24 protein-coding genes and 1 tRNA gene are annotated in these 26015 nt (G+C 32.6%); 6 read left to right on the top strand and 19 right to left on the bottom strand.

Translation table 11 applies throughout. The annotated features are described in order from the left end of the window. Positions 1-13: 13 nt before the first annotated feature. Both IUY40_RS00660 and IUY40_RS00655 read right to left on the bottom strand, forming a co-directional pair. Positions 14-241, bottom strand: a complete 228-nt coding sequence (locus tag IUY40_RS00660) for a hypothetical protein (protein ID WP_195734965.1) — start codon at positions 239-241, stop codon at positions 14-16. 92 nt (positions 242-333) lie between these two features. Next, positions 334-1719, bottom strand: a complete 1386-nt coding sequence (locus IUY40_RS00655; RefSeq protein WP_195734964.1) for an MATE family efflux transporter — start codon at positions 1717-1719, stop codon at positions 334-336. Positions 1720-1913: 194 nt separating this feature from the next. Between IUY40_RS00655 and IUY40_RS00650 the strand changes: the two genes are divergently transcribed. Continuing rightward, complete coding sequence (locus tag IUY40_RS00650) at positions 1914-2429, top strand: hypothetical protein (RefSeq protein ID WP_195734963.1); 516 nt, start codon at positions 1914-1916, stop codon at positions 2427-2429. Between the two features lie 47 nt (positions 2430-2476). Here the strand turns inward: IUY40_RS00650 and IUY40_RS00645 are convergent, their stop codons facing one another. The 4 genes from IUY40_RS00645 to IUY40_RS00630 all read right to left on the bottom strand — a co-directional run bounded on the left by IUY40_RS00645 (position 2477) and on the right by IUY40_RS00630 (position 7977). Next, positions 2477-3175, bottom strand: a complete 699-nt coding sequence (locus IUY40_RS00645) for a DUF3592 domain-containing protein (protein ID WP_195734962.1) — start codon at positions 3173-3175, stop codon at positions 2477-2479. 392 nt (positions 3176-3567) lie between these two features. Beyond that, positions 3568-5346, bottom strand: coding sequence for a cytochrome c peroxidase (locus tag IUY40_RS00640; RefSeq protein WP_195734961.1), 1779 nt, complete (start codon positions 5344-5346; stop codon positions 3568-3570). A 94-nt stretch (positions 5347-5440) separates the two neighbouring features. Further along, positions 5441-6898, bottom strand: coding sequence for a DUF839 domain-containing protein (locus tag IUY40_RS00635; protein WP_195734960.1), 1458 nt, complete (start codon positions 6896-6898; stop codon positions 5441-5443). A 197-nt stretch (positions 6899-7095) separates the two neighbouring features. Continuing rightward, positions 7096-7977, bottom strand: a complete 882-nt coding sequence (locus IUY40_RS00630) for a PPK2 family polyphosphate kinase (RefSeq protein ID WP_195734959.1) — start codon at positions 7975-7977, stop codon at positions 7096-7098. Between the two features lie 255 nt (positions 7978-8232). On the opposite strand from IUY40_RS00630, the gene IUY40_RS00625 reads away from it, so the two are divergent. Both IUY40_RS00625 and IUY40_RS00620 read left to right on the top strand, forming a co-directional pair. Next, positions 8233-9066, top strand: coding sequence for a hypothetical protein (locus IUY40_RS00625; RefSeq protein ID WP_195734958.1), 834 nt, complete (start codon positions 8233-8235; stop codon positions 9064-9066). A gap of 1 nt (position 9067) precedes the next feature. Next, complete coding sequence (locus IUY40_RS00620; RefSeq protein WP_195734957.1) at positions 9068-9655, top strand: phospholipid scramblase-related protein; 588 nt, start codon at positions 9068-9070, stop codon at positions 9653-9655. Between the two features lie 64 nt (positions 9656-9719). On the opposite strand, the gene IUY40_RS00615 is transcribed toward IUY40_RS00620, so the two are convergent. Continuing rightward, positions 9720-10565, bottom strand: a complete 846-nt coding sequence (locus IUY40_RS00615) for a L,D-transpeptidase (RefSeq protein ID WP_195734956.1) — start codon at positions 10563-10565, stop codon at positions 9720-9722. 258 nt (positions 10566-10823) lie between these two features. Here IUY40_RS00615 and IUY40_RS00610 point away from each other — a divergent pair, with 258 nt between their 5' ends. Then, complete coding sequence (locus tag IUY40_RS00610) at positions 10824-11540, top strand: 3-ketoacyl-ACP reductase (protein WP_195734955.1); 717 nt, start codon at positions 10824-10826, stop codon at positions 11538-11540. Between the two features lie 218 nt (positions 11541-11758). Here the strand turns inward: IUY40_RS00610 and mtaB are convergent, their stop codons facing one another. After that, entirely contained in the window at positions 11759-13093 is a 1335-nt protein-coding gene (gene mtaB / locus IUY40_RS00605) for a tRNA (N(6)-L-threonylcarbamoyladenosine(37)-C(2))-methylthiotransferase MtaB (protein WP_195734954.1), read from the bottom strand. Positions 13094-13705: 612 nt separating this feature from the next. On the opposite strand from mtaB, the gene IUY40_RS00600 reads away from it, so the two are divergent. After that, positions 13706-14224 carry a hypothetical protein gene (locus tag IUY40_RS00600; protein WP_195734953.1) on the top strand — a complete coding sequence of 173 codons (519 nt, stop codon included), beginning with the start codon at positions 13706-13708 and terminating at the stop codon, positions 14222-14224. A gap of 149 nt (positions 14225-14373) precedes the next feature. Here IUY40_RS00600 and IUY40_RS00595 read toward each other — a convergent pair whose 3' ends face one another. The 11 genes from IUY40_RS00595 to hisS all read right to left on the bottom strand — a co-directional run bounded on the left by IUY40_RS00595 (position 14374) and on the right by hisS (position 24545). Further along, positions 14374-14901 (bottom strand): GNAT family N-acetyltransferase, encoded by a 528-nt coding sequence (locus tag IUY40_RS00595; protein WP_195734952.1) that lies wholly within the window; start codon positions 14899-14901, stop codon positions 14374-14376. Between the two features lie 2 nt (positions 14902-14903). Beyond that, positions 14904-15707 (bottom strand): Cof-type HAD-IIB family hydrolase, encoded by an 804-nt coding sequence (locus tag IUY40_RS00590; RefSeq protein WP_195734951.1) that lies wholly within the window; start codon positions 15705-15707, stop codon positions 14904-14906. Positions 15708-15780: 73 nt separating this feature from the next. Then, a complete protein-coding gene (locus tag IUY40_RS00585) occupies positions 15781-15999 on the bottom strand; it encodes a DUF2007 domain-containing protein (RefSeq protein ID WP_035622589.1) in 219 nt (72 codons plus the stop codon). Between the two features lie 38 nt (positions 16000-16037). Next, on the bottom strand, positions 16038-16691 hold the full coding sequence (locus IUY40_RS00580) for a DEAD/DEAH box helicase (RefSeq protein ID WP_195734950.1): 654 nt from the start codon (positions 16689-16691) through the stop codon (positions 16038-16040). A gap of 79 nt (positions 16692-16770) precedes the next feature. After that, complete coding sequence (locus IUY40_RS00575; protein WP_195734949.1) at positions 16771-17934, bottom strand: sigma-54 dependent transcriptional regulator; 1164 nt, start codon at positions 17932-17934, stop codon at positions 16771-16773. A 175-nt stretch (positions 17935-18109) separates the two neighbouring features. After that, positions 18110-19426, bottom strand: a complete 1317-nt coding sequence (locus tag IUY40_RS00570; RefSeq protein ID WP_195734948.1) for an ABC transporter permease — start codon at positions 19424-19426, stop codon at positions 18110-18112. 116 nt (positions 19427-19542) lie between these two features. After that, positions 19543-20463 (bottom strand): ATP-binding cassette domain-containing protein, encoded by a 921-nt coding sequence (locus tag IUY40_RS00565; protein WP_195734947.1) that lies wholly within the window; start codon positions 20461-20463, stop codon positions 19543-19545. Between the two features lie 171 nt (positions 20464-20634). Next, the gene (gene dnaJ, locus IUY40_RS00560; protein WP_195734946.1) at positions 20635-21750 is read right to left on the bottom strand and encodes a molecular chaperone DnaJ; all 1116 of its coding nucleotides are present in this window, start codon (positions 21748-21750) and stop codon (positions 20635-20637) included. 95 nt (positions 21751-21845) lie between these two features. Then, the gene (locus IUY40_RS00555) at positions 21846-22424 is read right to left on the bottom strand and encodes a nucleotide exchange factor GrpE (protein WP_195734945.1); all 579 of its coding nucleotides are present in this window, start codon (positions 22422-22424) and stop codon (positions 21846-21848) included. Positions 22425-22793: 369 nt separating this feature from the next. Further along, positions 22794-22864: transfer RNA gene (locus IUY40_RS00550), tRNA-Trp, on the bottom strand. Between the two features lie 307 nt (positions 22865-23171). Then, positions 23172-24545, bottom strand: coding sequence for a histidine--tRNA ligase (gene hisS, locus IUY40_RS00545; protein ID WP_195734944.1), 1374 nt, complete (start codon positions 24543-24545; stop codon positions 23172-23174). Positions 24546-24690: 145 nt separating this feature from the next. Between hisS and IUY40_RS00540 the strand changes: the two genes are divergently transcribed. Next, positions 24691-25935 carry an ABC transporter permease gene (locus tag IUY40_RS00540; protein ID WP_195734943.1) on the top strand — a complete coding sequence of 415 codons (1245 nt, stop codon included), beginning with the start codon at positions 24691-24693 and terminating at the stop codon, positions 25933-25935. Positions 25936-26015: the final 80 nt, after the last annotated feature.

The raw sequence follows: 26015 nt of genomic DNA, 5'->3' as shown, positions 1-26015 counted from the left end.
TATAGTAAGGTGCTTATTCTTCGTAAAGTTTTATCTCTCTATCATAAAACTCATTAGCAAGAACAATCAATCCTTCCATTTCGGCATTTAATTCAGCCTCATCAAGATCTTCTGCTTCTTCCATAAACTCAACCTCATCATCTTTTAAATTGATAATAAATCTTGGATAATCAAGATGAACAATGAAGATATCATCTGGGAAATCAGTATTGTCGCCGAGTAAAAATTTAGGTAATTCCATTTTGTTTTTGTTTTGTTTTTCTATTATCTGCTATACAGACTATTTTTTTTTACAGATTTTATTCATCTGTGTGTGCTTATTGTGCTCCAAATTTATGAATTTGAAACTGAATTATTGATTAATTTTTTTGTCAGGTAATGAAAACGAATATACAAAAATATAGCCGCCGATGTTAATCCTGCTATAAGACCTATCCAAACTCCTTGTGCTTTCATATCGGTATATTCGGCTAAATAATAGGAAATAGGAAAACCGATAATCCAATAGGCAATAAATGTAATATACATCGGTATTTTAACATCTTGTAATCCACGTAAAGCTCCTAGAACAACTACCTGAATTCCATCTGAAATTTGAAAAACTGCTGCTATTAAGAGTAATTTTGATGCAATAGCTATTACTTCATTATTGTCCAGAAGTTGTCCACCATTTTCCATATTCAAAAAGATATATGGTAAATAATTATGAAAGGCTATAAACAGAATTGCAAAAATAGTTTCGATTATAATAGCAAGCAAAAAGATAGAACGTGCCACTACGATTAAATTTTTAAAATCATTTAATCCTCTTTGATTACTAACTCTAATCATTGAAGTTACACTTAATCCCATAGCAAACATAAAGGTCATCGAAGCTAAACTTAAAGCAATTTGATTGGCTGCCTGACTCGTTTTACCAATATTACCACATAACCAGATTGACGCTGTAAACAATACTACTTCAAAAAGCATTTGCATCGCTGATGGAAATCCTATGCTTATTATTTTTTTAATTGTTTCTTTTTTAATTTCTGAAAAACTAAAATTCTGAAAATGATGCTTTAATTCTTCTCTTCTTGATATCATAATATGCATGAACATTACCAAAAATATTCTTGAAATTACTGTTCCAAGTGCTGCCCCAACAATTCCCATTTTTGGAAATATCCAGATTCCATAAATCAATAAATAATTTATACCTACATGCAGCACATTTGCCATAACCATAGCATACATAGAATATTTAGTAAGCGAAAGTCCATCAGCAAATTGCTTGTATCCTTGATACATAATCAAGGGAATCAATGAAAAAGCCACCCAATCAAGATAAGGCTTAGCAAGTGCAATTACATCGGCTGGTTGTTTTAGTAATTCCATTATTGGCTTTGCCAAAACAACTACTCCAAAAAGCATCAATCCTAAAATGGTGCATAAAAATAATCCATGATGAAATGCGTTGCGAATTTTTTTATCATTCTTCTCGGCATCTCCTTCGGCAACTATAGGAGTTATTGCTGTAGAGAATCCGATTCCTAATGACATTGCAATAAAAATCATACTATTTCCTAACGAAACTGCTGCTAGCTCCGTGCTTCCTAATTTTCCTACCATTATATTATCGACAATACCTATAAGGGTATGCCCAACCATTCCTAATATTATTGGATATGCTAATTTTAGATTATAAGAAAATTCTTTTGTGTATTGAGAAAAGTTCACTTTGTATTTTTTTAGTGTGCAAAGATAATTAGAAGCTTTCAATTCTTTCTCTTTTATTCAATTTATAAGCTCATTTATTATTCAATTTATTGAGAACCTAAATATTATATAATAAAAGTTAATAATTATATAACGCCCTCCCGCTACCCTACTACTACTTTTACATCATTAATAAACTAAAACACTCTGATATTATGAAAAAGACAATCAATTTTAAAATGCTATTAATTGCAGTTTTTACAATTATATATGCTTCTGCAACGGCTCAACAAAGCACCGAAATAAAAAAATATGACCCAGGTTTCCGTTTAGGATTTGGTTTAAATGGTGGAATTCCAACAAATAAAGTTTATAGTTGGTCTCTAGGTGGTGATGTTAGATTACAGTATGATCTATCTATGAAAACATCTTTAACCCTAACAACTGGTTTTACTAATTTATTTGTCAACAAACAAGACTTAAAAGATATAGGATTCATTCCTGCAAAAGCTGGTTTCAAAGCTTTTATCTGGGAAGATCAATTTTATGTATTAGGCGAAGTTGGTGCTGGTTTTGCGGTAACAAACGGATACAACGATACTACTTTTTTATGGGCTCCAGGAATTGGATATGCTAATAAATACATTGATATTAGTGTGCGATATGAAGATTATACAAAATTTGACACTAACCAAATTGCATTACGCTTGGCATACGGGTTTAAATTGTAACACTTTCAAAAAAAGCGCTGAAGAAATTCAGCGCTTTTTTATGTTTATTATTTTTTATGTTTTGGCAAAAAGGAGATATCCATATAATACTTTTTTGGATTACTCGGTTCTATAAATACTTTTATTCCTTCTTTTTCGATAAACTCTGTTGGATCAAACCAAATATTCTCACTTATAAATATATATAGCTCTTGTTTACTTGGGTCTAACCATTGACTATGAATTTGAAAAGGATTGCGACCATTAACATTTAAACTGTAATTAAGTTCAACCTGATTAAATTTTGTTAAAATAAGTTTACCATTTTTAAGTAAATGTTGTATTTTTTGTTGTTTTAAATAGGAATATAAAATCATTGAGAAACCAATCAAAAAGAAAACAAATCCTAATCCCCCTAAAATCAATGACCCAACCCATAAAGAAGCAAATCCATTTATAACTGCTTCATGTGGAAATTTATCATCATACAAAACCTCAACTCTTTCTCCTCTATTATGACTCGGTGGATTACTCCCTACAGATGACTTAAACTCAACTTCATTCCCTGCTTTGGTTGTAAAAGAGACTACAGGCCAGTAAGTTATTGAATTGTTTGATTTCTCTGAAATTAATTCTACAACAGTACCTTGAGCTACTTCGGCATTTTTTAAAAAATGTTGTTTGTCTTGGTACAAATAAATTGCCCCACCCAACATAACCAATCCAATTCCTAGGAATAAATATTTAATAATTGTTAATGTTCTCATATTTTTTTTTCTAATATAAATAAGTGCAAATTTAACTTTAGACAAACAAGAACACCTCCATTATAAGGTTTAATTATATAAGAATAAGCCATATCTGCTAGCTCTATTGTACAAAAAACTGCTTTAGGTGAGAATTTATTACATATTCCATCGCATCAATTAATAGAATAATTTTCATAAAATAGCTGACCCCTACTTTTTTGAACGTTTTTTGTTTTTATAAAATACAAAGTCCGCAAAGCTTTCATTTCTGAGCTTTGCGAACTTTACGAAAAACTTTGTACCCTTTGCGGTTAAATTTTTTGTCGCTGATTAAAATGATTTTTTGTGCAGTATTAAAATTTTATCTAATTCGCGTATCTCAAATCTAGCATCTCCTAGTCTTACCTCTATTATCTCATTTTCAAATATCTCTCATCTGTCAACGTTCTCATAAAAGCAATTAGCTCTTTCTTTTCTTTTTCAGTTAAGTTTAGTTTGTCTTCTGGCAATGTTTGGTTATGAAGATCAAAACCTAAGCCTATTCCTCCTCCGTCATTATAGAAATCAACAACTTCTTCGAGTGTTTTATAAACCCCATTATGCATATAAGGAGCTGTAAGTTCTATATTTCTTATTGTAGGTGTTTTAAACGAAAATTTATGAATAGCTGCTTGCGTTACTACAAACTTACCTAAATCTCCGTCGAGGCTCTTATTTTTATTTGGTGTGCCTAATACTTCACTTTCAGATTTGTCAAAATTTGGAGGAACAGTTCCATTGGTAAGCGGAATAAAATGACATGTTGCACATTTGGCTTTTCCTGCAAACAGATTAAAACCTGCTTTTTCATCTGTGGTTAATGTTGCTTTATTCTGCATATATCTGTCGAACTTAGAGTCGTAATGACTCAACGAACGAATGTAAGATGCCAAAGCATTTTTTATTTCAAATTCATTTATTTCTCCTTTCGGGAATGCTTTTTTAAACTCCTTCACATAGTCAGTATTATTCTTAATAGCTACTGCCGATTTCTCAAGAGAACCATGCATTTCGTTTTCATTTTTAATAACAGCAACTGCCTGATCTTCGAGATAACTCACTCTAGAATCAGAGAAAAAAACACGCTGGAAAGCGATATTAGCAAGCGTTGGTGTATTACGCTGGATCATCGATTTTCCATCTAATGAAATCGCTCGTTCCAAACCATCTGTAAATGCTTTTTCTTCATGGTGACACGAAGCACAAGACCTTGTATTATTTCCAGATAAAATTGGGTCGTTAAATAACTTCTTTCCTAAAGCAATTTTCTCTGGCGTTGTTTTATAATCTGGAAAACCCGAAAAAGCCTCTGCATCAAATGCGTCTTTATCAAATATAGTTTGAGCAGTAGGTTTTAAACCTCTCGATTCTGTCATAAACGGAATCTCTAATTCTGTTTGGGTTTTATGCAGTCCTCTACTTAACGGATTCGCAATTTCTTTAATAAAATGCGCCCGGTCGAAAGTGTTGAAATTAGTATTTGCTTTTAAGTATTTCTTTCCTTTTTCAAAGATATCAAGAACCTGATTAGCATTCGAAACTTTTTTATTCTCTATAAAAACTCGATAATACTTTTCGATCGTTTCCAAAGATACCAATGCTTCAGGAATGGAGTTAAAAATAACAGGCGAATCAAATCCTGTAATTCCTAAGGTAATTATTCGATATACTTGTAATCGCATAGCATCAAATACATGAGCATCAGTTAATTCATTATTACTCGAAACTTTTTCTAAACGAGTTAAATTAGCAGCAAGCACCCCCAACTCCTGAACTAATTCTTTCTTACTAGTAGCATTATATTTAGGGAAAACTAATTCTTCGATAACCTGAAAACCTTCAGGTGGAACTGTTATTTTATCATTTTCTTCAAACTCACTTATTGCTGGACCATTAATAGCTTTAGAAACTGTTGGCGAGTAATATTCACTTATCATTTCGACTTTCTTATAACTTTGGTGTGCTTCTAAAAATTGTCTCTGGATTTGTGCTTCGGTCGAATCTGATTGAACCGAATATTTAAGCTTGGCAACTTTCTGAATCAATAAAGTAATATCGGCTTTAAATAATTCATTTATTTCCTGATGTTTGTTTTTTTTCTGACAAGCAACTAATACTACTAGCAACAACAAACAATATATTTTTTTCATGATTTAATAACGATTAAAAGAGGAATATTCAGAAAAACAGAAACCACTACCTCAAATCGAAGTAGTGGACAGCTGTTTTATAATTACTTAAAATTTATCTTGCTAAACCTTTAAGTACTAAGATTTGACTTGCTTGTTGTTCGTTAGGGCGGTTAGTTCCACCATCAACACCTTTATATTTGTCGCCAGTCCAGCTATGAGGTTGTACGCTCAACATAAAAGTATCCTCGATACCTACTTGCTCCGAAACATCGATTAAAGCACCATATTCCCAATCTCCAAATTTAGACAGACCTCCTACGTTATATTTTGCGGCATCTGCTTGTGTACGACGGTGATCCAATTCAACCACTACTTTTAAATCTTTTGTTGCAATGTTATATTGATAGATATAAGCATCATGCATTTCATCACCATATCCGTTAGCATCTTCCTGAACATACACAAAGTTTTTCGTTACGCAAATATTGTCCGGATTTTGGAATTTACCTGCAATTCCAGAGCGGTTATCTCCATCAAGAACAACTTCTAAAGTTCCTTTTAATGGATCGGCAACATCTAGATTTAATCTATAAACTCTACCATATTTAGTTCTAGAACCATCTGCATTTGTTCCAGTAGTATTTTGTCCTGTAGCATTAAAATACAATTCACGATCTGCAGTACCACCACCTTTACGGTAATCTAAATCCTCTACACGACCAAATTTAATCGCTTTTAGAGTATTTACTGATGCGTTAATTTGAGCACCTGTAAGCGTTTTATGGTTTTCAATTTTTACAAAAGAAACAGGGTAAGACTTACTAACTGCCATATCCATCTCTCTTTGGTTATCATCATTTCTTTTTAACATATATAAAGAACCACCAGATAAATCACCCACAGTATTCGATACATACATAAAAACCTGACCTCCGTAAGTTCCTGAGTCATCATCGCCAATTACAATAACCGTTTTTCCTTTGTAAGCAGATGAACGTAAAGGCAATGCATTTTCAGCACTTAAACGACCAAATCCAGCTAATTCTTTAGATACTGATGCCGAACCTACACTTCCGTAAGGATCTAATGCGTGCGTACGAGATTCCTCTCCAGATTCTCCACAAGTTAAATAAACAGGACCAAAACCATGCTCTGCTGGTGTAGCCATTGTAGCGCCACATAATCTCCAAGTACCTCCACTAGAATTTAGTAAATATTCTCCTTTAGTAGGTTTAAATGTCTTGTCAAGAGTGATTCTAGAAACTGCAAAATTATCTTCGTTATTTACCAAAAAAGTAAAAGTCCCATCTGTGTTTTTTAACAAACCAGAACCATCTGCTGAACCTCCAAAAACAAACTTTGGGCTATCTGGAAAAACATCATCAGAACTAAAAAGTGAGTAAATCTTCAAGTTTTCAAAACCTGCTTTTGCTTTTAATAAACTTGGTGTAACCGATTGGTCTTTTAATACAACACTAGATGTTGCCACTTCCTCTTGATCTTTAGAGTCATTATTACATGATGTCATTAATGAGCCTAGAATAATTAGGGGTAAAATAATTCTTTTCATTTTAGTTATAAGTTGGTTTATATTTTTTTGGCAAAGTAAGCCCCCACTCTTTAATTAAAAATGATTTAGATATTATCAAAAAGACATTAGTTCTATCAAAACTAGCCTATAAACCCCGAAATAATTAACATTAAATTAGTAATTAAAAACATTCATAAACTTACAGTAACATCAAACCAAAAAAAAGAGCCTTATTTCTAAGACTCGTTTTCTAATTGCTTTTTATAAATCCCTATATTTTCCTTGATATTCTCAGATAATTCAGGTTCCTTAATATCGGTATGTTTTTGCATTTCTTCCCAAATAATTTTGGCTACAATATAACGTGCCATTTCTTTATCATCGGCAGGAACAACATACCACGGTGCATCTTTGGTCGAAGTCTTATTTATTGCCTCCTCATAATATTGTTGATATTCATCCCAATGTCCTCGTTCCTTTAAATCCCCTACTGAAAATTTCCAATTGTGTTTTTCTTCTTCCAATCGTCGCAATAACCTTTGGCGTTGCTCCTCTTTGCTTAAATGCATATAAAACTTAAGAACAATAATCCCATTTTGGGTAATATGTTTTTCAAAATTTTTGATCTGCTTGATTCTATCGTCCCAAAAATCTTCCGGAATATCTTCTACCTTCTCAATTCCTGGCAAATTCTCGTTTAGTATAAATTCAGGATGCACACGTGTTACCAAAATATTCTCGTAATGCGTACGGTTAAAAATTGCAAACTTCCCTTTTTCGGGCAAAGCAAGATAATGTCTCCATAAATAATCATGCTCTAGCTCAGTCGAATTAGGTGTTTTAAAACTATGAACCACAACCCCACGCGGATTAAACTCCTTAAATACTTCACGAATCAAACTATCTTTCCCCGAAGTATCCATCCCTTGCAAGCAAATTAAAACGCCGTACCTATTATGAGCATACATCGTATCTTGCAATTTACTTAATTTAGCCTGCACCTTATCCAGCTTCACTTCCTTCTCTTTCTCATCGGCATCTATATCCAACAAAGTCGGGATTTTTGATAATTTTATTTTATCAACAACTTTAAAATTTTTCGGGTCAATTGATTTCATAATTCCTCGTTTTAATTAAAGTAAATATACTATTTTTGGTCAGCTTTTTCCCGCTTTGCATTACAATACTTTTCAGTAAATTGCTTTTTTCTAAAAAGTAACAGGAGCTTCCGCTGGTCGCTCTGTTCCTTCAAGAAAAAACAACAATTTCCTCTCAAATTATTTTCATTGCAAATGGAATTCACTGAACTCCAATTAAAATAAAAACATAGTGAAGTAATCGGGGCTAAAACAACTACATTTAAAACAACAATCATGGAAAAATTCACACTCGAAATCCTATTCCAAATCATCGGGATCGGTTCAGCATCAGGACTTATATATCAAGACAATTCATTATATATCATTGGCGATAATAGTGGTTATTTATACGAATACAACATCGATAATTCCGATTTAAAAAAATATGAAATAATTGCAAATCCAACCGAAAATATTGCAAAAAATCTAAAACCCGATTTTGAATCTATTACACATCATAACGATACCGTATATATGTTTGGTTCAGGCTCAACCGACCAAAGAAATAAAATGGTTGAATTCAATGTAAAAACAAAAACAAAAATCACAACAAACAACTTAACCGATTTTTATGCCGTAATGCAAAATTTCTCAGGTATAAAACCAGAAGATTTTAATCTCGAAGGTGCTATTTTTGATGGCGAAAATTGGTATTTATTCAATCGCGGAAACGGGAAAACCAATAAAAATGCCATATTCACCATACATGCCAAAAGTTTAGGAGAAGAATTTAGTCTTATATCTGTAGATTATAAACTCCCAAAGATAAAAGGAGTCCGAAGCAGTTTTACCGATGCCATTCTCGTTGATGATAAAATTTACTTTTTGGCTACAGCCGAAGACACAAAATCGACTTACAATGATGGAGAAATACTAGGAAGCTTCATTGGTCGAATCGATTTAAAGACCATGAAAATAGACTATACAAAAAAAATAAGTCCTACCAACAAATTCGAAGGATTGACTTTATATAAGAAATCAAACAATCAAATCGATTTTTTACTTTGCGAAGATAATGACACAGAGCTTTTAGAAACTAAAATTTACAAATTAACCCTAAACAATTAAAATGAACCCTATTTTAAATCAAAACCTTTTTCTAGTAAAAGAACACGTCGGGATGTTCAAAGCTGCTAATAATTATGACATTTACAATCCCGAAAACAATGAATTAATAATGAATTGCCGAGAAAAAAATCTAGGCTTTTTTACCAAAGTTTTACGTTTTACCGATTTTAAAAGAGCAACACCTTTTAACATAGAAATTGCAACACCTGCAGGAGAAAAAATAATCAATATAAAACGTGGGGTAGCAATTTTTCGCTCTACAGTGGAAGTATTCGACGAAAAAGAACACTTAATTGGTACATTCAAACAAAAATTGCTTTCTATTGGAGGGAAATTTGAAATTTTAGATAAAAATAAAAAACCAGTTTGCACGCTACAAGGAAAATGGACAGGTTGGGATTTTAAGTTTACCAAAGACACTAAAATGCTTGGACAAGTAAATAAAAAATGGGCTGGAATAGGGAAAGAATTCTTCACTAGTGCCGATAATTATGTACTACAAATAGAAAATTCAGTAGCGCAAGACGATAGCGTAAGACAACTTATTCTTGCTGCAGTAATGTGTATCGATATGGTATTAAAAGAATAAAAATAAAAGCCAAATATATTAAGTCACGAATCTCCAATAAAAAGGAATTCGTGACTTTTTATTATTATTTATTATTTTGATACGCTTCTCTATTCTTCTGTTCAGCCAAAATCTTTTCTAGGAAAGGAGTTGTTTGTTTTTCAATTTCTTCTTTTGAAATTTCCAAAGCCTGCGGATCTTTAATTAATTGCAACCAAGGTTTCTTTCCATCAAAATCATAAGTCCCAAAAACAATTACAGGAGTTCCTTTAACCTTTACATTTTCTTCATCTGCCAATACCCATTGATCAGCCCAATCATAAAGATAACGAGCATCTTTTTCCTGAAGCCTCAAACAAGAATGAGAAGCTGGATATCCTGGCAAAGCATATTCATGAAAACCAATACCCTTTTTGTTCTCTATATTAAAATTCCAGCGTAACTCCCACTCATCATTAAAAGTACTTATTGTTTTCTCAGCTTTCCAATTGGTATAAAAAAGCCCTGTTGGCGTAGGGTCTTTTTTTCTTCCCATATTTGTTTGGCCAGTATAAGCCAACTGTCCTTTCTCATAAGCCGCAAAAGTTTGCGATGGATACGAAAAGAAGATTATCTTATCAATATCTCTTAAATAAGGAACTGTTAACGGAAACGGAAGATAGTTCTCAATCTTTTCATTTAAATCCGATGGAACAATAATAGAATCTATTTTGGCAAAATTTACTTTGTCAGTGCGATTAATAGCAGCAAGGATACCTAACTGTACATCGTTTGCTGTAGTCGCCTTTAACCAATCTTTTCTATTCTCAATATGATACGAAATTGCGGTTGGCTTTTTTCGTATTTCTATTTTTTTTATATCTGGAATCTCATTTTTTTTACATGAGAATGACAGAATTGCTATCGTTAAAATAAGAAGTGTCTTTTTCATAATAGATGTGTTTATTACAAATTTGGCTTATTTAATAAAATAAAGCATTACATAATTTTCTCTATTTGTTTCTTTATTTGAAGATAGTAATAAAGCACGTAATACTTTTTAAAAACCTAAAACGTAATAGTTCAAAATGCAGTTAATTTTATATTAAGAATCCCTATTAAAAGCTACTTCCAAAGTTGAAAATAAGTATTTTTGCATGACAAACTTTTTTAAACAAATTGTACTTTACAATTCATAAAAATAACTACTATGAGTAATCTAAAAAATAAAAATGCACTAATTACTGGTGCAGGAAAAGGAATAGGAAAAGCGGTTGCAATCGCATTAGCCAAAGAAGGTGTAAATGTAATTTTAATGGCAAGAACTCAAGCTGATATTGATACTGTTGCAACCGAAATAAATACTCTTGGAGTAAAATCATTAGCAATTACTGCAGATGTGTCTGATATTAATTCTGTAAATAACGCAGTAGAGAAAGCTTTAGCAGAATTTAAAACTATCGATATTTTAATTAATAATGCAGGGATTGCTGCTTTTGGTAATTTCTTAGAATTAGAACCAGCAGCTTGGGAAAGAATTATTCAGGTAAACTTAATGGGTACTTATTATGTAACTCGTGCCGTTTTACCAACTATGATTGAAAATCAAACTGGAGATATCATCAATATTTCTTCGACAGCAGGTTTAAACGGAAATGCATTGACTAGTGCATATAGTGCTTCAAAATTTGCAGTTCTTGGACTAACTGATTCTTTAATGCAAGAAATGAGAAAACACAATATAAGAGTTACAGCTTTAACACCAAGTACTGTAGCAACCGATATGGCAAAAGATTTAAAACTAACAGATGGTAATCCTGAAAAAGTAATGCAATCTGAAGACATAGCAGAACTAATCATTGCACAACTTAAATTAAACCGCAGAGTTTTTATAAAAAACAGCAGTATTTGGTCAACAAATCCTTAATTAAGACTTAAAAACTGTCAATTATAATAAACACAAATTCCACAAATTCACACGAAACAGTTAGTGTAAATTTGTGGAATTCGTGTTCGTTATTTTATACAAATCAGTATTGCATTTATGTCAATCTCGACTCCGTTCAATTTGATAAATAAGTTACATTTTTTTCTTCTAAAATCGACTAAGTCTTGCCTCTTGTTTCTTCTAGCTTATTTCTCACTTTAAGCTTCCGCTAATTTATTTAAAAACTCTAAACGAACACTTCCGTCTTCATCAATAGTAGTCAAATTAATCTCGTGTAATGTATTCACTAATTCAGGATTCCAAGGTGTTTTTACTTTTACATAATTCTCTGTAAAACCATGAATGTATCCTTCTTTATTTTCACTTTCAAAAAGCACTGTTTTGTTAGCTCCTAATTGACTTTCGTAAAAAGCTCGACGCTTTTTAACCGATAATCCACGTAACATCTTGCTACGTTTGGCACGCACATTTGCAGGAACAATTCCTAGCATATTAGCTGCTTCGGTATTGTCTCGCTCAGAATAAGTAAAAACATGTAAATAGGATATATCCATCTCATTCAAAAAATGATAGGTCTCTAAGAAATGCTCATCTGTTTCACCAGGAAACCCAACAATTACATCAACGCCAATACAGGCATGAGGCATAACTTCACGGATTTTATTTACTCGTTCTGTATATACTTCACGAAGGTAACGACGCTTCATTAATTTCAAGATATCATTACTTCCTGATTGCAACGGAATATGAAAATGAGGTACAAAAGTTCTGCTTTTAGACACAAATTCAATTGTTTCGTTCTTAAGTAAGTTTGGTTCAATCGAAGAGATTCTCAAACGCTCGATTCCTTCTACTTTATCCAAAGCCTGAACAAGATCAAGAAAAGTATGTTCGTGTTTTTTATTTCCGAACTCCCCTTTTCCGTAATCACCGATATTAACTCCAGTTAGAACTATTTCTTTAATATTCTGAGACGATATTTCTTTGGCATTTTGCAACACGTTTTCTAAAGCATCACTACGAGAAATTCCTCTCGCCAGCGGAATGGTACAATAGGTACATTTGTAATCGCAACCGTCTTGTACTTTTAGGAAAGCACGCGTTCTGTCACCAATCGAATAACTTCCTACATAAAAATCGGCTTCCGATATTTCGCAAGAATGCACTTCGCCCATATCGTTTTTGCTCAAATCATTGATATAATCTGTGATTTTAAACTTCTCGGTTGCCCCCAAAACTAAATCAACACCGTCTACAGATGCTAATTCTTCTGGTTTAAGCTGTGCATAACACCCAACAGCTGCAACAAATGCTTTATCATTAAGTTTCATCGCTTTTTTCACAACCTGCTTAAACTGTTTATCTGCATTTTCGGTAACTGAACACGTATTGATTACATATATATCAGCAACATCTTCAAAATCGACACGATCAAAACCTTCATCATTAAAATTCCTAGCAATTGTAGATGTTTCCGAAAAATTCAGTTTACATCCAAGCGTATAAAAAGCAACTTTTTTTCTATTTTCCATAGCAATAAACTACGTTTTAAGTAGTATCTATTATAATTTACCTCTTCATAAAAGAGTTTGCAAATTTACGTACAATTTTCTTCAAAACGAAATCAATAATTAACTAGATATCACTATTTTGACTTGCGTAAATATTTATTTCTTCCAAAAAAAAATCTAATTTTCCTTTTAACAGAAATGAAAAGCAAAATCTAGAAAAATCAAACAAAAATATGATTTTGACACCATGAAAATGCTAACTAGATTTTTTTTATAAATTTAAATGAAATAAATAATTCGAGAAACATTCTAACTACAGATAAATTTTATTCATATATAGTCCTTATTTTCTCTCTAAGACTATCATACACAAACAAAATTTATCCAATTAAATTGATATTAGCAAAATGCAACCTTTAAAAAACAATGATTTTAAAAAATAAAGTTTTCCTATTATACGCTTTGTTCGCGTAAATATTCGTCTTAAATTCACCACACGAAAAATGTGGTAAAACAACACTAATTAACATCAATTTACGTTAGTTGTTTTTCATAAAGTTTTTAATTGAATAAAAGCGAAAATGGGCCAGCCGAAAACCATATAGAGTAGGTATTAAAATTAATTTAAAAATTATGAAAGCATTTTTCCTTACAATCTTATTAATGCTATTAACTACTTTTGGAGTGCAAGCACAAACTGCTGGTACAATAACCAATCCTTTTCCTTCTATTGCAACACTTACCTCATGGGCAAGTTATAATTCACAATCAAAATTTGATATTGAAGTTCGCGGTATTGGCTTTAAATTCGAAGTAAAATCTGTTGAAGAAGGTTCTACTGCCTTTACTTACATCAGAAAAGTAACTATAAATGACATTTCTTATACAGATCGAATCGTTTATAGAATTGCAACTGGTAATACTGCAAGTATTATATCACTAGTAACTGCTTCGACTGATTTAGTGTCATTATACACACCACAATTATCTACTTACAAAAGTAACAACTGTAAAACAGAAATGTCTAAAGATAAAAACACAACTTGTACTTGTTATGAGAATGCTAACTACTCTATTGATGTTTGCGACGAACGTGTGAAACTTACAATGGGAGATGGAAATAAATATTTTATTTCAGTTGCGAAAAAATAAATATAAAAACACCTAAGATACTGTTATCTTGCAACGGAACTGTGTTACCTAAATCTTTACATACCAAAATAGGCAACTACTCACCTACATTTGTCAGAGGATGAAAATCTAAAAATTTGCAAAGATTTGGGGGCATTATGTTTTAAAGTCTAAAGATTAGGATTCTTTAGTTCATACCAAACTTCTTTTTCACCATCAAACATAAAAGAATTTACATACGTTAATCCTAGTTTTTCGAGAATACTTCTAGAACCACTATTTTTTTTATCTGCGTAAGCATAAATTACTTCTACTTTCATCTCATTAAAAGCATAATCCACAAAAGCTTTTCCTGCTTCGGTAGCATATCCTTTTCCCCAATATTCCTCAATAAAACGATATCCTATTTCGTAAAAATTCTGGTGATTATTGATTGTATCAGTAATAAATTTTATTCCAGACCAACCTATAAAAGTATTGGTTTCTTTAAGAACTACTGCCCAGCGACCTATTCCAAAAGTCACATACTGTTTTTGTATAAGTTCTATAGCGGTACGACTTTCATCAATATGAATAACAGGTTTTTTCCCTACATACTTATGCACATTTGGGTTAGAATCTAGCTCAAACATTCCCTCATCATCTGTAGTGAGGAATTCTCTTAGTAATAATCGTTCTGTCTCAATTGGGGTTTTCATACTTAGTTTAAAATATATCGTTGCACTACTTCGGCAACACCATGATCATTATTTGAAGCAACAATAACATCAGCTCTATCTCGTAATTCAGGAGTAACATTGTCTACCCAAACTCCTAAACCTGCATATTCTATCATCGTTAAATCATTGCCTGCGTTTCCTACAGCAATAATTTCGCTTTGATGAATGTTTAATTTTTCAGCCAAAAGCCTTAAACTCGCCGCTTTATCAATTCCGTTTTGAGCTACTTCAAGAAAAAAAGGCTTAGACATTGCAACACTTAAATATGGCATTCTCGCTTTTAAATCACCTTCAAGACCTTTCAAATAATTTGGCTCTTCGAGCAAAATACATTTCACAGCATTAGTAGTAACTGCCTCTTTAAAACTTGCGACTTTAGTATGCTTTAAACCCGTAATTGTCTTTTCTATTTCAATAAACTCAGAATCTGTTTCGCTGATAATCTCATTATTTAAATAGGTAATAATGTGTGTTTTCTTTTCCACACTATAATCATACAATTCGTGTATTTGTTCTTTTGACAAAGTTTGTTCAAAAAGAATTTCATCATCTTTTACACTACTTATAACTGCTCCATTAAAAGAAATCATATATGAATTATTTAAATCCAATTCTAGTTCTTTTGCATAAGAGGTCATTGCTGAAGTAGGTCTACCGGAAGCCAAAACTACATAAACCCCCATTGCTTGAGCATTAAGGAGCATTTCTTTATTAATATCCGAAATTTTATGGTCATCGGTCAACAAGGTGTCATCCATGTCTAAAACCAACATTTTATATTGCATTTTTTTTAGTTTTCAGTTACGACTTCAATTTTCAGTGATTACTGTAACTGAAAACTGCGACTGTAATTTGTCTTTAAAGACTCATTCTGAAGTCTTCGATAATAGGATTTGCTTTTGCAAAATCAGTCTCTTGAATAAATACCTCAACAGCTAAATCTGTGTTTCCAAAACCGCCTAAACGAGCCGACTGGATATTGTTTTTAATAACTGTATCTACTTGCGCCTCTTCTAATTTTTGTTGTAATGCTTGTGCTAAAATTTCACTTCCCGAAAATACTTTCATTAATCCCATATCATTTCTATTTTATTTATTAATAACTTAATTAAAATCTATTCTTCAATATCTTCTTCTTCATCCTCGATTTCTTCTTCATCCTCTATTTCGAATAAATAAGGTTCAAGCAACATTTTATCAGTCAAAATTTCGATGCGTTCTGTAAGTTGTTCTGCAAAAACAATACGTTGTGTCTTAGCAATACTATTTGAAATACGCATAATTTTAGTTTCATGACGTAATTTCAAAATTGGGTCTGCATCATCCAAAATAAACATCTTCAAACAGTTCACATTATAACCTGCAGTAGTAAACATATCGCTTAATTTATTTGGAGTTCCGATTAAAACATCAATCCCAGTTGAGATATAATTTTTATCATATTCCATGTCACCTTTATCGTGCACTCCATAAACCTCAAGTTTAGTATACTTTCCGTACTTTTCAAAAAGGTCTTCCATTTCCAATACCTTCGCTTTATCCTCTACGATAATCAAAGCACGCGGAGACTCTTCATTTTTACCTGCCAATTGCTGAATAACATTCAAAACAATTGTAGTTGATTTCCCGCTTCCTTTTGGAGCTACAATAATACAATCTACACCACTCTTTAGCGTAGAAAAAGTTTCTTGCTGCAATGCATTAGCTTCGGTTAAACCGTTCTCTATTAATGCCTCTTGTAACTTTTCGTTTATTTTTTTTAGTTTCATCTTTTCTAATGCTTTAAGCTTTAAGCAAAATGCTTTAAGCAAAAATTATTTATACTATTTATAGTCTATTGCTTAATTCTTATTTACTTGCGAACATCTTCACATCTGTTTCCGAAATTTCGCTTCCTCCTAATATAATAAGGCGCTCGACAACATTCCGTAATTCTCTAATATTTCCTGTCCAATCATATTCTTGCAATAATTGTATCGCTTGTGGCGAAAACAACTTAATAGCATTTCCTTGCTCAGAGGCTATTTTTTCGACAAAATGCGTAATCAAAGCAGGAATATCTTCTCTTCTGTCGTTCAAAGATGGAACTTTTATCAAAATCACAGCCAAACGATGGTATAAATCTTCACGGAAACGCCCTTCAGCAATTTCTATTTTTAAATCTTTATTGGTAGCAGCAACTACACGAACATCGACTTTTATATCCTTTTCTGCTCCTACTCTGGTAATCATGCTTTCTTGTAAAGCACGTAACACTTTGGCTTGAGCCGAAAGACTCATATCACCAATTTCATCAAGAAAAATAGTCCCTTTATCAGCAGCTTCAAATTTACCTGCTCTATCTTTTACAGCCGATGTAAAAGCCCCTTTTACGTGGCCAAACAATTCACTTTCGATTAACTCACTCGGAATTGCAGCACAGTTTACTTCGATTAAAGGGAAATTAGAACGTGCACTTTTTTCATGCAATTGATGCGCAACCAATTCTTTACCAGTTCCATTAGGCCCTGTAATTAAAACTCTAGCTTCTGTTTCGGCTACTTTATCGATCATAATTTTAATATGACTAATAGCTTCACTATCACCAATCATTTCATAATTCTTACTAACTTTTTTCTTTAAAATCTTATTTTCAACAACAAGTTTTTTTCTGTCCAAAGCATTGCGAACTGTATTTAACAAACGATTTAAATCTGGTGGTTTCGATATATAATCAAAGGCTCCTAAGCGCATTGTATGAATTGCTGTTTCCATGTCACCATGACCAGAAATCATAACCATCGGAATCTCCGGTTTGATTTTTTTTACTTCTTCCAATACCTCGACACCATCCATTTTTGGCATTTTGATATCACACAAAACCAAATCGTAATCGTTATTTTTTATCTTTTCAAGTCCCGAAATACCATCTTCTGCATCCTCTACCTGATAGCTATCATTTTCTTCTGATAGTATCTTAGTAAGTACTCTACGGATAGCTGCTTCGTCTTCTATAATTAGTATTCTACTCATTTTTTTGAGGTTCTAAGTTGCAAAGGCTCAAAGGTACAAAGTTTAAAATCTTTGTCGCTTTATAACCCTACAGCTTTATTATTTTTTTAATATTAACCAAAAAGATTAAAAAAGAACAAAGGCACAAAGTCTAAATCCTTCGTCCCTTTGCATACTCCATATCTCTGCTGCTCTTTTAGTATTTAAGCCATCTATATAATTCTTTCCATGTAGGTTTCTTACCGTACATCAATATTCCTACGCGATAAATTTTAGCAGCAAACCAAACTACTGCAAAAAATGAGGCAAATAATAAAGTTACTGAAATAAGTATTTGCCACCAAGGCACTCCAAATGGGAGTCGCATTAACATAACAATTGGTGAAGTTAGCGGTATCATCGAAAATATGACAGCAATTGTCCCATGTGGGTCATTTACTACAGTAAAGAAACCAATATAAACACTCAAAATCAAAGGCATGATAATAGGCAACAGAAATTGTTGAGAGTCAGTTTGATTATCAACCGCCGCACCAATAGCTGCATAAAACGAGCTATATAAAAAATAACCTCCTATGAAATAAATTACAAATCCAATCAGAATACTTGCAATTGGTAGACTCCATAATTCATTAATATACATCTGTGCAGTTCCTACTAATTCTTTTTGTGCAGTAGCCATTAACTCTGGTGGTACCTTAGCCGTTGGCCCAACATTTACACCAAAAAATGCTGATGCTGCAAACATTAAAGCAAATCCTATTACTGCCCAAATTAAAAACTGTAGCAATCCTGCCAATGAGGTTCCGATTATCTTACCCATCATCAACTGAAAAGGTTTTACTGATGAAATAATAATCTCAATAATTCGATTGGTTTTTTCTTCTATTACACTTCGCATAACCATATTACCATAAATAACGATAAACATCATTATCAAGTAACCAAATGATCCTCCGATTGCAATTTTTATTTCGTTTAGCCCTTTTAAGCTTTCCTCTCCCGATGCTTTTGCAAGATGTATATTTACATTTGCTTGGGCATTTTTTATAGCTAATGTATCTAAATTTGCCTCTTGAAAATTAATTCGGGTAATCTCATCAGCAATTGTATTTTGTGTGTTTTCAATAAAAGAAATACTCGGGCTATTATTCGATATAAATTCGATTTTACTCTCTAAATCTTTTATTTTATCTGTTTTAGGAATCAAAAGCAATCCGTCTAAACGCTCTTTGGCAATACTATCTTTTAAAGATTCCAAAGATACTTTCGATAAATCAAGATATCTAAACTCAATATTTTTTGCATTCTGCTTCGTAAACTGCGAAGCAAACAACCCCGTTTCGTCATGAATTGCAATACGCTTTGTTTCGGCTTTCATAGAACTTAAATATCCGATAAAAGCAGCTATCCCAACAAACAATAGCGGACTTAAAAAAGTCATTACGACAAAAGACTTATTACGAACTTTAGAAATAAATTCTCTTTTTATAATTAATGATATAATACTCATTTATATATATTACTAGATTATTGAATTATTAGGCTTCTTAGACTGCTCAATTTTTGAACTATTAGTACTTAAACTTTAGCTATATTTAAATTTTACTCTGTCTACTATCTAAAAAACTATTTCGTTACTGTTTGAATAAAAATATCGTTCACACTTGGAATTTTCTCAACAAAATGAGTTACTTGTCCTCGTTGCGTTAATATATTCAATAATTCATTTGGAGTGGCATTTCCTATCTGGATTTCTAGTTTTAATTCGTCACTCAATGATTTAAAACTTGCTGGCGAAACAGTGAATTTTTGTGCAATATCATACATCAAACCCTCGATATTGTTTGTTAATATACCTACCTCAAAGCTATTCGTCTTAAATTGTCTTTTTACATCGACCAATTTTCCTTCAATCAATTTATTAGATTTATGAATCAAAGCAATGTGATCACAAAGTTCTTCTACACTTTCCATTCTATGTGTCGAAAAAATAATTGTAGAACCTTGTTCTTTTAATGCCAAAATTTCATCTTTTATGACATTGGCATTAACAGGATCAAAACCAGAAAATGGTTCATCAAAAATCAATAATTTTGGTTTATGCAATACACAAACTACAAATTGAATTTTCTGTGCCATTCCTTTTGACAATTCCTGAACTTTTTTGTTCCACCATCCTTGTATCTCTAATCTATCAAACCAATATTCCAATTGTTTTTTGGCTTCGGCTTTAGATAATCCTTTCATTTGAGCCAGATACAAACATTGTTCTCCTACTTTCATAGAATTATATAAACCTCTTTCCTCAGGAAGGTATCCGATATGTTGAACATGTTTGGGTTGCAATTTCTCACCATCAAGAATTACCTCTCCACTATCTGGATAAGTAATTTGATTTATAATTCGTATAAGTGATGTTTTTCCAGCTCCATTAGGCCCTAATAGCCCATAAATACTACCTTTTGGAACATTTAATGAAACTTCATTAAGCGCAACATAATCACCGTATTGTTTTACGACATTATGTACTTCGAGTAAGTTGCTCATGCTTTTTTGTTGGATTTACTAAGTCAATATGGCCATTTTGGCCTCACGTGTGTAAAAGTAAATAATTAGTAGCGAATACTTAGTATTGTTACAAAAAAAAACCCATCCTAAAACAAAGTTAAGATGGGTTTGTAAATTAATTGTAACGTTTTATAAAAGATTAAGATCTATTTATGAAAACATATCTTTTACTTTTTCAAAAAATGATTTATCTGTTTTCTCAGGATTTGGAATAAAATGTTCATCTGTTAAAGCATTTTCAAAAAACTGCTTTTGCTCTTTGCTTAATGTTTTTGGTGTCCAAACATTAACATGTACTAACAAATCTCCATTTCCGTATCCATTGATACTTGGAATTCCTTTTCCTTTCAATCTCAGAATTTTTCCTGATTGGATTCCTTCTTCTAATTTAATTCGTACTTTTCCATTAATTGCTTCGATATCTTTAGAGATACCTAAAACAGCTTCTGGAAAACTTATATATAAATCATAATGTAAATTTTCTCCTTCGCGCTTCAATAGTTCGTGTTCAAGTTCTTCAATCGCAACGATTAAGTCTCCTGGCACGCTATTTCCTGGAGCATCGTTTCCTTTACCAGAAACTTTTAACTGCATTCCATCAACAACTCCCGCAGGAATTTTGATTGATACCGTTTCATCTTCCTGAACCATTCCTTGCGAATCCGCATTGGCAGGTTTTTTATCTAAAATCTGACCAGAACCTCCACAAGTTGGACAAGTCGAAGCTGATTGCATTCTACCTAAAATAGTATTAGTCACACGCATTACCTGCCCTTGACCGTTACATGTAGAACATGTTTTATAAGTAACCCCTTTGGCTTGAACCTTACGTTTTACTTTTACTTTTTTCTCCACACCATTTGCAACCTCTTCTAAAGTTAATTTAACTTTAATTCTAAGATTACTTCCTTTAGTACGACGAGGGCCTCCGCCTCCACCGCCTCCGAAACCACCAAATCCGCCTCCGAAGATGTCACCAAACTGACTGAATATGTCATCCATATTCATGCCACCATGTCCGCCACCTCCAAAACCACCTGACCCATCAAAGGCTTGATGCCCATATTGATCATATTTGGCTTTTTTATTAGGGTCACTTAAAACTTCATATGCTTCTGCAGCCAATTTGAAGTTCTCTTCTGCCTCTTTATTATCCGGATTTTTATCTGGATGATATTTTAAGGCACATTTACGGTACGCTTTTTTAATCTCACCAGCATCCGCATTTTTTGAAATGCCTAATATTTCGTAAAAATCTTTTTTCATAATTGTTTAAATTCCAAAAAACAAAACCCAATAAATAACTCAATTCCAAAAAACAAAACTATTTATTTGGGATTTGGGATTTATAATTTGTTATTTTAGTTTCCAATAACCACTTTAGGATAACGAATAATTTTGTCTCCTAATTTGTATCCTTTTTCAAGTACATCAACAATCTTACCTTTCAGCTTATCTGAAGGTGCTGGAATTTGAGTAATTGCTTCAGCATAATCTGCATCAAATGCATCACCTACCCCTACTTCTACCTGCTCCAATCCTTTAGATACTAATGTCGTTTTTAGTTTGTCGTAAATTAACTCTACTCCTTTTGCTAAAAGCTCATCATCAGATTTGTTGATTTCTACTAATGCTCTGTCAAAATCATCTAATATAGGAAGCATTGCTAACAACACCTCTTGATTAGCAGTTTTAAACAAATCCATTCTTTCTTTTGAAGTTCTTTTTTTGTAATTTTCAAATTCAGCAAACAACCTCAAGAATTTATCTTTTTCTTTAGCTAAGTCTTGAGTTAATTGTTCTTCTACACTTAATTCCTCAATAATAATTTGTTCGCCATTGGCATTATTCTCTAATGTTACGTCATCTATTTCTTGATCGATTTCTGTATTCTCCGTAGTCATATTACTTTTATTTTTAAAAATATTCTTAAACTTCATTTTTTTATTCTTTTCTATGGATTGCAAAAGTACTGCCAAATCTTATAAAATGTCAAATTGTCATCTTTTGACAAAATCTCATTTTATTCAACTGCTAATTAATAGATCTAAAGCAATCATATTCTCAAAAAATTAATATAATTTTAAGAAAATTGCAATATAGATTAAATACATTTGAGGTAATTACAAAATTAATTTTTACCTAACAAAAATTGGATTTAAGGTTAGCTTCGGCTTTATAATAAATTATTAATTCAACTTTACCCATATTAAAAAAGCTTCGCCTATTATCAGACGAAGCTTTTTTTATACTTTTTTTATCTTTAGCCCCCTGAGGGTCTCTGATAAGTAATTAATAACGTTTTATTGCACGGGCGGAGGGATTCGAACCCCCATCAACGGTTTTGGAGACCGCTATTCTACCCTTGAACTACGCCCGTAACTTAAGGTCGCAAATTAAACGCTTTTTTTTCTTTCTCACCAATTATTTCTCGCAAATTTAAACCGATTTAAGCTAATAAATACTAATAATTCATTAACACAATCACCACCAAAGCTTTATAAACTTTGCATTCTTCTTTCAAAACAAAAAATCTGCAAAATAACCACAAAGCACGCTAAGATTTTAAAGGTATAGTTGTATAAAAATACAAAGTTCGCAAAGCTTTGTATTTATCTGGCTTTGCGAACTCTGTGTTTTCTATGCGTGAAGTAAAATTAAATCTTAGTGCACTTTACGGTTAAAAACTAATCTAACAAAGCCTTTTTTAATCCTTCTAAATCAACAGAAACTTGCTCACCGGTTAATAAGTTCTTAAGCGAATATGAATTTGACTCTATCTCTTGTTCACCTGCAATAATAGCAAAAGGAATTGCACGTTTATCTGCATGTTGAAACTGCTTTCCAACCTTGACATTGTCAGGATATAGCTCTACTTTTATATTTTCTTTTCTTAATTGTTGAATTGCTTTCAGCGCATAAAATGCTTCTTTATCACCGTAATTTATAAATAACGCTTTAGAAGTTGCCACAACAGTTTCTGGAAACAATTGTAATTCTTCAAGCACTAAATAAATACGATCTAAACCAAAAGAAATTCCAACTCCACTCATATTTTTCAATCCAAAAATACCAGTTAAATCGTCATATCTTCCACCACCTCCAACAGACCCCATAGCAACAGTTTTTGGCGCTCCAATTTCAAAAATTGCTCCTGTATAATAATTAAGTCCACGAGCAAGCGTAACATCCAAATCCAGAATTGCAGTAGACAAACCTAAATTTGAAACATTATCACATATAAAACGTAATTCTTCCACCCCTTTCATTCCTTCTTCTGAAGAAGATAATAAATCGGAGAGTTGATTAATTTTATCCGAAATAGTTCCTGAAAAACTAAATAATGGCTGCACTTTTACGAGCGCTTCTTTCGAAATTCCTTTCTCCATCATTTCTTTCTTCACACCATCTTCACCTATTTTATCAAGCTTATCTAGCGCTACTGTAAAATCAATTAATTTATCCGAAGCACCAATAACCTCAGCAATTCCAGATAATATTTTTCGATTATTAATTTTTATCGTTACACCATTTAAACCCAAAGAAGTAAAAACAGTATCGTATAATTGTACTAACTCTACTTCCTGCCACAATGATGTAGAACCAACCACATCGGCATCACATTGAAAAAATTCTCTAAAACGTCCTTTCTGCGGACGATCAGCACGCCAAACTGGCTGAATCTGATATCTTTTAAAAGGAAATTCTATTTCGTTTTGATGTTGTACCACATACCTCGCAAATGGAACAGTTAAGTCATAACGCAACGCTTTTTCAGAAATACTAGCCGTTAATTTAGTACTGTCTTTTGCTTCTAAATGCGCTTCATTTGCCTTAGACAAATAGTCCCCTGAATTCAAAATTTTAAAAATCAAGCGATCACCCTCTTCTCCGTATTTCCCCATTAAGGTTTCCGAATTTTCAAACGAAGGTGTTTCGATTGGTTGGAAACCAAATTTCTCGAAATTGTTTTTTATGATCTGAATGATATATTGACGTTTTGCCACCTCTATTGGTGAAAAATCTCTGGTTCCTTTAGGAATACTAGGTTTAGATGCCATTTAATTTAGTATTTTAGTTTTTAGACTTATGCTTTCAGATTTCTCAAAATTGTAAATCGAATGCAAATATCTCACTTTTTAAAATAAATAATGACTGTTCTAAAACAAACTTGTAACAAAAATTGTATTTTCGTGACAAACTAGTATGATGCTAAAATTATTCAAAGAAAATATCCGAATTGCATTTGGTTCGATTCGAACTCAATTATTACGAACGATTCTTACCGTTTTAATTATTGCAATCGGTATCACTGCTTTAGTTGGAATCTTAACCGTAGTTTCGGCTTTAGAAAACACTATCTCTACCGATTTTGCTTCTATGGGAGCAAATACCTTCAATATTAATCAGTACGAAAACGAAGTTAGAAACCGCGGTGGTAACGAAAGAGAAGTCATCAATCCTATTATTTCTTATCCAGAAGCTATCGCTTTCAAAAATAAATACAAATACCCATTTACAGAAACTTCTCTTTCATTTACAGCGACTTCTACTGCCGAAGTAAAATACCTCTCGACTAAAACCGATCCCGAAATTAAAGTACTGGGGGTCGACGAACATTTTATTGGTAACTCAGGTCTAGAAACAAGCATAGGCAGAACCTTTAATCAATTTGATATCGAAAACAACACCTATGTATGTATATTGGGCTCTGATTTTATGAAAGACCTATTAAAAGACGTAAATCCAATTGATAAAATTATTTCTATCCGCGGAGCACGTTTTAAGGTAATTGGCGTACTAAAAGAAAAAGGGTCCACATTTGGAAACAGTCAGGATTTACGAGTACTAATTCCGATACAAGTAGCACGTTCCTTATTTACCGCTCCAAATATAAATTACACTATAAGCATAATGGTTTCTAAAAAAGAACTCTTGGACCAAGCTATAGACAACGCAACGAGTACCATGCGCCGTGTTCGAAAATTAAGTCCTACTCGTGATAATAATTTTGGCATTGTACGAAGTGATGACCTTATTAATCGTATTCTAAGCATTACACAATATCTAGGCTGGGCTGCATGGATCATTAGCGTCATTACCATCCTAGGCTCATCGATTGCCTTAATGAATATCATGATTGTATCGGTAACAGAACGCACACGCGAAATCGGCGTTCGTAAAGCGCTAGGCGCCAAAAAAACAACTATTGCCGTTCAGTTCTTCATCGAAACTTTACTAATCGGACAATTAGGCGGCTTAGTCGGAATTATCCTTGGAATTCTAGTTGGTTTCGCATTTGCTACAGCTATGAATTTTGTTTTCGTAATTCCTTGGGGAGCAATTTTAGCTGCCTTCGGTACTAGTTTTATGGTTGCAGTTGTTTCTGGGTTATATCCCGCAATAAAAGCATCTCAACTTGATCCTATCGAAGCTTTGCGCTACGAGTAGCTTTGGGCTCGTTAGTTATCCGGATCAGTCACAGTATTTCGTATTTCTTGCAAGATTAAAGAAACCATTGCAAGAAATAC

The organism is Flavobacterium sp. ALJ2 (assembly GCF_015594725.1).
GTDB lineage: Bacteria > Bacteroidota > Bacteroidia > Flavobacteriales > Flavobacteriaceae > Flavobacterium.
The sequence above is the reverse complement of the archived record's forward strand: the minus strand, read 5'-3'. Positions and strand labels throughout refer to the sequence as shown.